Genomic DNA, 11,355 nt, shown 5'->3' with positions numbered 1-11,355 from the left:
AATTTTGCCCCCCTAACCCCCCAACTTTGGGGGGAACAAGAGTCCATTTGCTTGTAAAAGTCCCCCAGAATTGGGGGACCAACGGGGGCTTGGATGTAGCAAATGAGACTTCTCAGACAACCTCTTAGAAATTTTATCTAGAAAATCTTGCCTTTTTTATTCATTATTTTCTCGATAGCCGTAAGTTTTTTTTTTCGGATAAAACTGATTTTTTATGCTTTATTTGTAGTGATATTAATAATTAACTTTTACCACATTATTGCAATATTATTGCAATTTTATTTTAAGTTAGCTACCCTGATTTAATAGAATTTTAATAAAATAATAAAAATCAATAAGTTTCGGTTTTTATCTATTTTTATAACCCTCTTTTTGCCTAGAATTTGCTGTTTACTTTCTATTTTTTAAGCAGATAATTGTATTTCGGCTAATTTCCAAGAGACAACTAGCTTTAGTTTTTCCCATGCCATCATCAATAGCACTCATGACTTTTGTTCTTAAATCGTAACTGTAAGGAACTGTTTTTTTATTAATTAATTAATAAAGCTTGACTTGATTACTAGTATGTCCTATTCTTTGCTTCGACTGCTATAGGACGGAACGATTTGGGGGTCAACGAGTGCTCGACAAAGTCAAACAGATGGGCAAGGCGGTCTCGCGGTTGTATCTGATTTGGGTTGATGGAGGCAATAGTTGTGAGCCTTTGATCATGTGGGTCATGGATTTCTGCGGTTGGATGGTACAATTCGTACTTCGACCCCAACAGACCAAAGGCTTCGTCCTGCTTAAAAAGCGTTGGGTAGTCGAGGGCACTTTTGCTTGGCTGATGGGATGCCGTCGATTGGTCAGAGACTTATGAGTTATGGGCTGAAACATCAGAGACATTCATTTATCTGGCAATGATACGGATCATGGGTCGCCGCTTGGCCTAAAGTTTGACCTCTGATCACTTTTCAAACATCCTCTTAGTTCAATCAGTAAGATTCTTGATGCGGCAATTTCAATTTAGATATGAAACAAAAACTGACCTGGTGGCAAATAGCTAAACAAGGGCTGACTTATCTTTTCATGTTAGGTCTGAGTACTTTTCCCTCAGAGGCAGTCGCTGAGACCTTTCGTCTCAGGGAAGCAACAATCGCAGAGATTAACCAAGCTTTTGAGAATAATGCACTCACTTCCGAACAATTAGTGCAACTTTATCTCAATCGTATTGAAGCCTATGACGATCAAGGTCCGAAAATTAATGGGCTAATTTCTATCAATAACAATGCCCTTAAAGAAGCAAGGGCGTTAGACCAAGAACGCCAGCAGAAAGGACCGCGAAGTCCTTTACATGGCATCCCCATCATTCTGAAAGATAACTATGACACTACCGATTTACCCACAACAGGAGGATCGGTGCTGCTGGAAGGTTCCTTACCCCCCGATGATGCTTTTACTGTTAAGAAGTTGCGAGAGGCAGGAGCCATTATTCTTGGTAAAGCAAATATGAGTGAATTTGCTGAATCCTATGGTAGGCTAGGTTACAGTTCCCTTGGGGGACTGACACGCAATCCCTACAAATTAACTCGTGATCCTTCGGGTTCGAGTGGAGGCAGTGGGGCTGTAATTGCGGCAAATTTTGCTGTTTTAGCCACCGGAAGCGATACTTCAGGCTCAATTCGTGGCCCTGCAGCAGTAGCAGGTCTTGTCGGTATCAAACCTACTCAGGGACTGGTTAGTCGAGATGGTATTATCCCCCTAACCCTCTCCTTTGATAGTGCGGGCCCTATAGCTCGAACCGTGACAGATGCAGCGATCGCTTTGGGTGTAATGGCAGGGGTTGATCCCAATGATTACCGTACCCTGGACAGTGAAGGGAAAACATATAAGGACTACACCCAGTTTCTCAATAAACAAGCCCTAAAAGGGGCAAGAATTGGGGTGGCGATTGATTTTCGGGGTGGGAACCCTGAGGTAGATGCTGCAACTGATGCAGCAGTTGCTAAGCTGAGGGAATTAGGTGCAACAGTTGAGTCGGTGGATTTCTCTCCCAAATTGGAAAACCTCTGGCCTTTCATGGCACCGGTAACAGAGGCTGAGTTTGAACCCCAGATCGATAGTTACCTCAAAAACCTCCAGCTTCCATTCCCTGACACCCTGAGGGAAATGTATTCGATGAGCTTATCTAACCCATTACTCAATTCTGAACAGGCTCTCAATCCCGGTCGCGTCAGAGGGTTTGAAGAATCTCTAAAGCATCCAGAACTGGCTGATCCCGAATATCTTTATATTCTCCATTTCGAGTTTCCTAGGGTTCGCCAGGAGATTTTATCGATTATGAGTGCCCAAAATCTCGACGCGATTATTTGGCCCACCATGACTTGTCCTGCCGGTCCGCTCTATAATGTCGAGGATCCAACCTATCAATGTGCCTCAAGTGACCCCTACATACCAGGGTACTTAGCCAACGTTTCTGGTTTTCCCGGCATTTCTGTGGCAATGGGCTTTACTCAGCAGGGATTACCCCTAGGACTGACTTTCTTTGGTAAGCCTTACAGTGAGCCTACCTTACTGGGATTCGCTTATGCTTACGAACAGGCAACCCAGTTTCGGCGACCTCCAACAACCACTCCCGCTTTGCCCGGTGAAAATTTTGACTATTAGTGGGTAACTGAGATTTTTTGGGATCTAGACCAAATCATAACTAACTGAGTCTCAAGGTACTACTAGTGCTGCTAAGTGAGGGAATCGGAACTATTTTAGATTACCTGATTCAGCGATCTAGTAACAACCAATAAATCAATAGAAATCATCCACACACCCCTACGAGTTATTGTAGGGGTTTTTATAATCTCCTCTCCAACCTGCGGAATGTGGGTTTAAGCATTCAGCCACAAGACTTAAGATTTCCTGGGGATTTTAGGAATTACTAGGAAAACTCCGACAATCAACACTTTAATTAGTAGTGGGGCAAAAACAAAGCTTAGCAACAGGCAAATTATCACTACTAACAATGATGCCACTTTCAATATTTCTTCTTTAGTGTTCAGAGAAAGGTAAGTCGCTACTGCAGCAATCACCAAACTGATTAGTAAGGGCATATACTCTCGATTGAGTCACTAAATACTAATCAGGGTTAACCCTTAACTTTTATGACTAAGGTTGGCTTTTTGTAACAAAACTTCACTTAAGTTAATGTACAGGAGTTTTGGCGTTGCTTAAACTACAGGTGATAGGGCACACTATGATCAGGAATTGCTGAAGAATTAAAAACAGTCTGGGTTTCTCTAGCAAGTCATGAGCCCACAAAACTAAGCCAAAAAAACTAAAAATTAGCAATAAAGCATCCCTTCCCACGGGAAAACTAAAGGGTACAACTATTAGATACCTGTAAGTAAGCGATGAACTTTAGCTTTAACTTTTTTGATCTGTTCTGGATTTTTCTAATCATCTCCTCGTTGCAGCCCTTGTGGCAACGTCGCCAGATGCAGTATAGACGTTTTCGAGCTTTGCAAGAATTTGAGGAGAACCGCAAAAGTCGGTTAATTTTACTGATTCACCGACAAGAGTCTATTAGCTTGTTTGGCATCCCTGTGTCCCGCTACATATCTATTGAAGATTCTGAACAAGTGCTCAGGGCAATCCGTCTAACTCCACCAGATGTTCCTATTGATCTTATTTTACATACTCCTGGGGGATTGGTGCTGGCTACAGAACAAATTGCTAGAGCTTTAATTCGTCATCCTTCTAAAGTTACTGTCTTTGTACCCCACTATGCCATGAGTGGTGGTACCATGTTAGCCCTAGCCTCTGATGAAATTGTGATGGATGCCAATGCTGTCCTTGGACCAGTTGACCCTCAATTAGGGAATACTGCTGCTGCTAGCATTCTCAGAGTTGTGGAGCAAAAGCCCCTTGAGAGTATTGAGGATCAAACCTTGATGATGGCCGATTTGGCAGGCAAAGCCATTAAGCAGGTGCAACGTTTCGTGCGAACGCTACTGCTAGACGATATCCCTAAGCAGAAGATTGACCCAGAACACATCGATAGAATTATTGACTTTCTTACTACTGGTCAAATCACCCATGACTGTCCGATTACAGTCGAGGAAGCCTCTGAACTAGGTCTACCTGTCACGGTTGGTCTACCTAAAGCTATCTATAAACTAATGGATTTGTACCCCCAACCTCAAGGTGGACGTCCATCGGTACAGTATATTCCTCTGCCTTACAAACCTACTCCTACGTTACCGGATACCACCAGCAGACTGTTATCCGACAAGTAGTTTTTGATAATGCTGGAATGATGAGATAATCGGGTGAAGTGGATAAAATCAATGGCTCCACTCAGGACTTTGTACGTAAGTTACAGTACTAGTACTGGAGCTAAAAACCTTAGGGAAGCCCTACCATACGATTAAACCATCTGAAGAAGGAGAATTTAGGATAAATCTGGTAGGGCATACATCAACTATTTCCAGCATATCCCAATTTGGGGTTTTTGTGTCTTTTTCAGAGGGCAATTACTAATTAGGTAAGCTATCAGCTATCAGCTATCAGCTATAAGCTATCAGCTATAAGCTATCAGCTATAAGTTATCAGCTATAAGCTATCAGCTATAAGCTATCAGCTATAAGCTATCAGCTATAAGCTATCAGCTATAAGCTATCAGTTATCAGCCTATGAACACGCTGCTTGAGGTGCTATCAGCCATTAGCTATCAGCCATTAGCTGTAGGCCAAGCTACGGGAACGAGACAGCTTTTGAAGAAAATAAGCTGACCGCTGAGTGCTGATTGCTGAATACTCACGTTATTGGTAATTTGATCAATCTTAACTTTCCCACTCCTAACCGAATTATCGGATAATACAATTGAGGTATGCGTTTGTCTCTGAGCCTTGATTCAATCTGAAACCTTAGAACTACTGGAATGGTCCCGCCTGTGCCAACACCTGGCTACGTTTGCGGCTACTAAGCTGGGAGCCTTTGCGGCTCGTTATCTCCACCCCCCAGCAACTCAACCGGAAAGCCTAGACCTGCTAGCCCAGACTAAAGAAGCCTATCAACTGGAAACTAGTTTAGACACAGGACTAACTTTTGACGGCATCCAAGATATTGGTGAATCTCTGGATCGGGCAGAGCTCCAAGGCATTTTGTCTGGTGAGGAACTATTAGCGATCGCAACAACCTTAGCTGGTGTGAGGCGTCTACGGCGGTTTATTGAAGACCAAGAGGATGTCCCAATTCTGAAGGAACTGGTGGCTGACAGCCGCACTTACCCAGAACTTGAACAAGAAATTCACCGTTGTATCGATGACCGGGGGGATGTAGCTGACCGGGCAACCCCCAAACTGGCAGGCATTCGGACTCAGATTAAATCATTGCGAGACCGAATTTATGAAATCCTCCAGGGGATTGTCCAGCGTAAAGGGGGGGCATTACAGCAACAGTTAATTACTCAACGGGCTGATCGGTTTGTACTCCCGGTTAAAGCTCCCCAGAAAGATTCTATTCCTGGTATTGTTCACGATACCTCTAGCACCGGTGCTACCCTATACGTGGAACCGAAGTCCATTGTTGGGTTAGGCAATCAACTGCGGACCCAGCGGCGGCAAGAACAAGTGGAAGCGGAAGCAGTACGTCGTGCCTTGAGCCAACAAGTAGCAGCAGTTAAGCCAGACTTGGAACGGTTGCTGGTTGTAGCAACTACCCTGGATTTAGCTACCGCTAAGGCTAGGTATAGTCTGTGGTTAGAAGCCAATCCCCCTAGATTCATTGACCGCAATCAGAATGAAAGCATTACTCTACGGCAACTGCGCCATCCTCTGCTAGTTTGGCAGCAAAAACATGAACAAGGCACATCAGTGGTTCCGATTGATGTCCAGATTCAGTCCTATATTCGGGTAGTTGCTATTACCGGTCCCAATACTGGCGGTAAAACCGTTACGTTGAAAACCTTTGGTTTAGCGGCACTGATGGCAAAAGCGGGTTTATTTGTGCCAGCAAGGGAACCAGTAGAACTGCCTTGGTTTGAGCAAATTCTGGCAGATATTGGGGATGAGCAGTCTATAGAACAGAGTTTATCCACTTTCTCGGGTCACATTCGCCGGATTAGTCGGATTATTGAGGCGATAACTACCCCAAAAGAAGAGTTACAGGTTGACAGGTTGAAAGTTGGAGGTTCTCAAGAGTTTCAGGTTGGTAGGTTGAAAGTCCTTCGCGAACAACCAGATAACCTTGGCCAAAAGGCCACGCTACGCGAACAACCAGATAACCTTGGCCAAAAGGCCACGCTACGCGAACAACCAGATAACCTTGGCCAAAAGGCCACGCTACGCGAACAACCAGATAACATTCAACCTGCTAACCTTGGCCAAAAGGCCACGCTACGCGAACAACCAGACAACATTCAACCTGCCAACCTTGAAGAACCTTCAACTCCTCGTGCGTCACTGGTGCTATTAGATGAAGTAGGAGCAGGGACTGACCCGGCAGAAGGTAGTGCTTTAGCGATCGCATTACTGAAATACCTAGCAAACACCACACAATTAACCATTGCGACTACGCATTATGGGGAACTCAAAGCACTAAAATATCAAGACGAGCGGTTTGAGAATGCCTCGGTAGAGTTTGATGACCAAACCCTGTCACCCACTTACCGTCTATTGTGGGGTATTCCCGGTCGCTCCAATGCCTTGAGCATTGCTAGACGCTTAGGGTTAAACCCATCGGTGGTGGATCAGGCTCAAACCCTTTTGGGGGGAGCTTCGGAAGATGTGAATGAGGTAATTGCAGGTTTAGAAGCTCAACGGCGCACTCAGGAAACTAAAGCCCAACAGGCAAATCAGTTACTGCAACAAGCTGAATCTCTCCATCAGGAACTCTCTGAACGGGCAAAACTTTTGCAGGAGCGGGAACGGGAATTGAAGCTTTCCCAGGAACGGTCTGTGCAAGATGCGATCGCACAAGCTAAGAAAGAAATTGCCCAAGTGATTCGGCAGTTGCAGCAAGGCTCCCAAACCGCTCAAAATGCCCAAAAAGCCACAAACGCTCTTAAGGAGATTGCCCAGCGTCAAATCCCAGCCGCACCGCCTCCTAAGCCAAAACCAGGATTCCGTCCCAAAGTGGGCGATCGCATTCGCATCCCCCGATTGAATCAGACAGCCGAGATAATCAGCGCCGCCGATAATGGGGAGCTAACGGTACGCTTTGGCTTAATGAAAATGACCATTGCCCTGGCAGATGTGGAATCGTTGGATGGACAAAAACCCGAAAATGTGGTAAAAACTACATCAAAACCAGCTCCAGCCCCAACCCCAGTCTCGCCGCCAGCAACGGCTGTGCGCACCTCGAAAAATACCATTGATATTCGAGGAAGTCGGGTAGCTAATGCAGAGATTGACATCGACCAAGCAATATCTAAGGCGATAGAGTTTGGAGTACTCTGGATTATTCATGGCAAAGGAACTGGTCGATTAAGACAAGGTGTCCACGCTTTCTTGGAACAGCACCCTCTCGTGGAGCGTTTTAAGCTAGCCGAACAATCTGAGGGTGGGACTGGTGTTACCGTTGCTTACCTTAAATAGGTTAGCAGGTTAGCAGGTTAGCAGGTTAGCAGGTTACTAGGTTAGCAGGTTACTAGGTTAGCAGGTTACTAGGTTAGCAGGTTACTAGGTTAGCAGGTTAGCAGGTTACCAGGTTAGCAGGTTACTAGGTTAGTAGGTTAGTAGGTTAACCGGTTAGTAGGTTAGCAGGTTAGCAGGTTACCAGGTTAGCAGGTTAGCAGGTTAACCGGTTAGCAGGTTAGCAGGTTAGCAGGTTAGCAGGTTAGAATGCATTTTTGAACATTCAACCTTGGCCAATAGGCCACGCGATCGCGTTCAACATTCAACCAGACAACATTCAACCAGACAACATTCAACCAGACAACATTCAACCAGACAACATTCAACCAGACAACATTCAACCAGATAACCTTCAACCAGATAACCTTCAACCAGATAACCTTCAACCTTCAACCAGATAACCTTCAACCTTGGCCAATAGGCCACGCGATCGCGTTCAACAGACAACCAAAGCTTTACCAGCAGGAAACATACCTTAATCTTTCGTAGTCCTGTTTCCAAACCTGTAACAGCGACGGGTAAACCGGATTTGCTTTAGTAAAATAAAATTATGGTTTCCACTGTCAAGATGCCAAAATCACCTCCTGCTTGGGAGGATTTGCCTCTGAGTCAAGCCGCAGACTCAATCGATCTCGATAATATCAAAACCCAGCTAGATTTAGTCTTGCTTAGTCTAGAAGCTCTAGCAGGTATTGGCTCAGAGGAGATGCTGCAAGCTGCTGCTGAATTAAATTTAGAGTCAATGATCACAGACCGAGTAGCATTGTGGCGTCTGCGTCAGTCTAATCCCCTGCGCAAAAGTTCAGGAGGACGGAAAAAGCTGGATGTGGAGGAAGCGCGATCGCTAGTTTTAATCATCTGTCACTTGGCTAAAGACCATCAAGAACTAATCCGTCGTGCGGTGGCTTTACTCGAACAAATGACACAACAAAACAGTGAACCTCATCGTGCTGCTTTATTGGGAGATTATTTAGACAACTTTAATAACACTTACCGAGAACGGATGGTGCAAGAAGAAAAGGTGTCAACTGATAGTTTAAAGCAACTGGCTCTTAAACTATTAATCAAATTACTCTTCTATAGTGGAGCAAAAGGTCATCAGCGTTTATGGTTAGCCTTATTAGGTAAAGTATCTTAAGGATTGCATCCAGGAAAATATATAGCATTTATCAATTGGGTGAGGTACAAAATCCTGGTTTTTAGGAAGTAGGGAGTAGGGAATAGGGAATAGGGAGTAGGGAGTAGGGAGTAGGTAACTCATAAATGGTCAAAAATTATGTGTACCTCATAGCTATGATAAACGCTATAGCATTTTTGATAAAAAATTGATTAAAGAACGGAATAGGAACAGTAAACAGAGAACATTAGGAAAGAGAGCAGAGGATTTTTTGGTGTTATGATAAATCAGTATTGGGTTTTATGATTTCTTGGGAAATGCTATAGAAATCAACGATTAACGATTAACGATTAACGATTAACAATTAACAATTAACAAATGACTAATAAATAATCACCAATGACTAACATAGTCCTGCGACGTTACACTCCTCCTACCTGTACCCTATCAATTTGGGCAAACCGCTCACCCTTATCCCGCTGGGTGGGACAATCTGTGGTGAAGAAGTTGCGGTTTGAGTTGCGTTTTGATGACCCCCGCAAGCCAGAAGAACAACAGGTAACGTTACGAGGCAACGCAGAGGATTTAGATGTGTTGTATGAAGCGGTAGATGGCTATGTTCAGCACTTCCTTGAGCCGTCCCCAAAGCAACTGGTTGCCTCTGGAAACTCTAAGGCCGTAGGCCACGCTACGCGATCGGCTGAGGTTACTCCCTTAACTCTCCTAACTCTTCCAACCCCTCAGGCAGAAAATGCCACAGCAGTTCCAACTCAGCCAATCCATCTGCAATCGAAAGGGTTACTGAGCCATAGCCTGTTTCTGGGTAAGCTGGCTAATGAAGAATCTGGGTCAGTGGTTGATTTAAGTGCTACACAGCTGTTTGATTTAGCTACCGCTTTGGATGAATATGCGGCTGAAGTAGTATCCCTACCAAAACTCAATCAGCCCAGTTGGAAACCCGAATCATCGGGTTGGATACGTACAGCAGCATCGATGCTGTTGGCAGTGGGTGTAACAGCAGCAGTGATTAAGTTGCTTGAGAAACCTCAGCCTGTTGAGAAAGCGAAAACACTAACAACAGCAGAATCACAAACAACAGCATTAGACTCCAGCAAAATTGGGAAAAAGCGAGTCATTTCCCAGGTACCCCCAGCACCGAGCACTCCCATCCCAACTCCATCGGTACCACCCCGTCTGTCCCCAGGAACCAAGTTACCCCCACCGCCTCCCGTTAAGCCACCCTCTCCACCAGTACGCACTCCGCCACCGCCTCCCGTTAAGCCACCCTCTCCACCACCAGTACGCACTGCGCCAGCAATAGCTTCACTCCCGAATTCACGTCCGATGCTCAAGATTGTTCCTGCTCCAGCTAGGACACCAGACTCTCCCAAACTGAGTGCTGCTAGTTCTGTAGCTAGTTCTGCTGTTAGTCCTGTAGCTACTTCTGTTACTAGTCCTGTTGCTAGTTCTGCTGTTAGTCCTGCTACTGCTCCTGGGACTAGTAACGGTGAGGCACCTGTTTCTGAGGCTAGTAAAACTAATGTACCTACTGAATCGGCAGATACCCAACCCAAACCAACTCCACCCAGTCCCATCGCTGTAGTACAAATTGTATCAGAATTGCCGGTTATTAAACCAGCCCCTTCTCCTACTGAGCTGGAAACTCAGGATTCCTCTAGAGAAAGTCTATCGATCCCCACAGAAACAGTGGTAATCCCTGACGTTGAGTCTTCGATTTCTTCTACTTCTACTGCTTCGATTTCTTCTACTTCTACTTCTTCTACTACTAATGTGGCGGTTCAAGCCATCCCTGCTCCTCAACAGAATGTGTCCAGTCTCCAGAGAGGTTCTTCTACCTCTAGAATTATTGATCAAGCTGTGCCTGGACTGAATCTCCCGAGTAGCTCTGTTATCGATCAAGCTGTGCCTGGACTGAATGTCCCGAGTAGCCCTGTTTCTGATTCCTTAAAGCCATCTGAGCCTACTGTAGCGAATCCGATATCTCAAAATACCCTGTTTGATAAGATTTCTCAGGTAGCAGAAGCCAGACGATATTTCCAGGAGCGCTGGCAACCTCCTGAAGGGCTACAGAAAACCTTGAACTATAGTTTGTGGTTAAATAATAATGGTACTATCCGACGTATAATTCCCCTTGGGCAAGCAGCCAAAACCTATATAGACAATGCCCCCATACCTCTGATCGGTGAAACTTTTGTGTCCCCTTTAGAAGGGGAAGGTATACCAAAAATTCGCGTGGTGCTACACCCAGATGGTAAGGTACAAACTTTGTTGGAAGGGATGAATTGACGTAATTAGTAATAGGGGCTCTTGCTTACCACCTATTAGGTTAAATTCCTTCCTACCTAGGATGTCCAAAACTATTGTTAGGCAATTTTGGACAATATTTTTGTTTGCGCTCCCTAGGGCGTGTTTTCTTGCCTCGGAGATCCCCCATTATCCCCCTTAAAAAAGGGGGACGAGCGAGTATGGCTCCCCCCTTTTTTAAGCTATCCATTAGGCAAAAGTAGTCGAAACAGTGATAGAGACTAGGATTTAGGCAAGGATTGGGAGAGGAGTGGTGAGAGCCATTATTAAACTAACAGGGATTTCCCAAGACTGCGGTCGCAAAAT

General features: G+C 45.0%; 9 protein-coding genes. 7 read left to right on the top strand and 2 right to left on the bottom strand.

Annotation, left to right across the window (positions count from 1 at the left end):
* Positions 1 to 390: 390 nt before the first annotated feature.
* Complete coding sequence (locus F6K46_RS40425; protein WP_366510771.1) at positions 391 to 534, bottom strand: IS630 transposase-related protein; 144 nt, start codon at positions 532 to 534, stop codon at positions 391 to 393.
* Positions 535 to 619: 85 nt separating this feature from the next.
* Here F6K46_RS40425 and F6K46_RS34890 point away from each other — a divergent pair, with 85 nt between their 5' ends.
* The 6 genes from F6K46_RS34890 to F6K46_RS34865 all read left to right on the top strand — a co-directional run bounded on the left by F6K46_RS34890 (position 620) and on the right by F6K46_RS34865 (position 8,745).
* Positions 620 to 859 carry a transposase gene (locus F6K46_RS34890; RefSeq protein ID WP_198953939.1) on the top strand — a complete coding sequence of 80 codons (240 nt, stop codon included), beginning with the start codon at positions 620 to 622 and terminating at the stop codon, positions 857 to 859.
* Between the two features lie 152 nt (positions 860 to 1,011).
* The gene (locus F6K46_RS34885) at positions 1,012 to 2,646 is read left to right on the top strand and encodes an amidase family protein (protein ID WP_293062708.1); all 1,635 of its coding nucleotides are present in this window, start codon (positions 1,012 to 1,014) and stop codon (positions 2,644 to 2,646) included.
* A 737-nt stretch (positions 2,647 to 3,383) separates the two neighbouring features.
* Positions 3,384 to 4,268, top strand: a complete 885-nt coding sequence (locus tag F6K46_RS34880) for a hypothetical protein (RefSeq protein WP_293062706.1) — start codon at positions 3,384 to 3,386, stop codon at positions 4,266 to 4,268.
* Positions 4,269 to 4,880: 612 nt separating this feature from the next.
* Positions 4,881 to 7,568, top strand: coding sequence for an endonuclease MutS2 (locus tag F6K46_RS34875; protein ID WP_293062704.1), 2,688 nt, complete (start codon positions 4,881 to 4,883; stop codon positions 7,566 to 7,568).
* A gap of 254 nt (positions 7,569 to 7,822) precedes the next feature.
* The gene (locus tag F6K46_RS34870) at positions 7,823 to 8,008 is read left to right on the top strand and encodes a hypothetical protein (RefSeq protein ID WP_293062702.1); all 186 of its coding nucleotides are present in this window, start codon (positions 7,823 to 7,825) and stop codon (positions 8,006 to 8,008) included.
* 149 nt (positions 8,009 to 8,157) lie between these two features.
* The gene (locus F6K46_RS34865) at positions 8,158 to 8,745 is read left to right on the top strand and encodes a DUF3038 domain-containing protein (protein ID WP_293024800.1); all 588 of its coding nucleotides are present in this window, start codon (positions 8,158 to 8,160) and stop codon (positions 8,743 to 8,745) included.
* On the opposite strand, the gene F6K46_RS34860 is transcribed toward F6K46_RS34865, so the two are convergent.
* On the bottom strand, positions 8,728 to 8,868 hold the full coding sequence (locus F6K46_RS34860; RefSeq protein WP_293062700.1) for a hypothetical protein: 141 nt from the start codon (positions 8,866 to 8,868) through the stop codon (positions 8,728 to 8,730). The two genes, F6K46_RS34865 and F6K46_RS34860, sit on opposite strands and share 18 nt — an antisense overlap.
* 255 nt (positions 8,869 to 9,123) lie before the next feature.
* Here F6K46_RS34860 and F6K46_RS34855 point away from each other — a divergent pair, with 255 nt between their 5' ends.
* Positions 9,124 to 11,031 carry a DUF4335 domain-containing protein gene (locus F6K46_RS34855; protein WP_293062698.1) on the top strand — a complete coding sequence of 636 codons (1,908 nt, stop codon included), beginning with the start codon at positions 9,124 to 9,126 and terminating at the stop codon, positions 11,029 to 11,031.
* Positions 11,032 to 11,355: the final 324 nt, after the last annotated feature.

The organism is Moorena sp. SIO3E8, from assembly GCF_010692445.1.
GTDB classification, from domain to species: Bacteria; Cyanobacteriota; Cyanobacteriia; order Cyanobacteriales; family Coleofasciculaceae; genus Moorena; species Moorena bouillonii.
This window is presented reverse-complemented; position numbering and strand designations above follow the sequence as displayed.

What these genes read in the sequence shown, in the direction of transcription:
- F6K46_RS34860 (WP_293062700.1), bottom strand. Translation starts at nt 8,868, where the DNA reads ATGAGTTACCTACTCCCTACTCCCTACTCCCTATTCCCTATTCCCTAC.
- F6K46_RS34855 (WP_293062698.1), top strand. Translation starts at nt 9,124, where the DNA reads ATGACTAACATAGTCCTGCGACGTTACACTCCTCCTACCTGTACCCTA.
- F6K46_RS34880 (WP_293062706.1), top strand. Translation starts at nt 3,384, where the DNA reads ATGAACTTTAGCTTTAACTTTTTTGATCTGTTCTGGATTTTTCTAATC.
- F6K46_RS34865 (WP_293024800.1), top strand. Translation starts at nt 8,158, where the DNA reads ATGGTTTCCACTGTCAAGATGCCAAAATCACCTCCTGCTTGGGAGGAT.
- F6K46_RS34885 (WP_293062708.1), top strand. Translation starts at nt 1,012, where the DNA reads ATGAAACAAAAACTGACCTGGTGGCAAATAGCTAAACAAGGGCTGACT.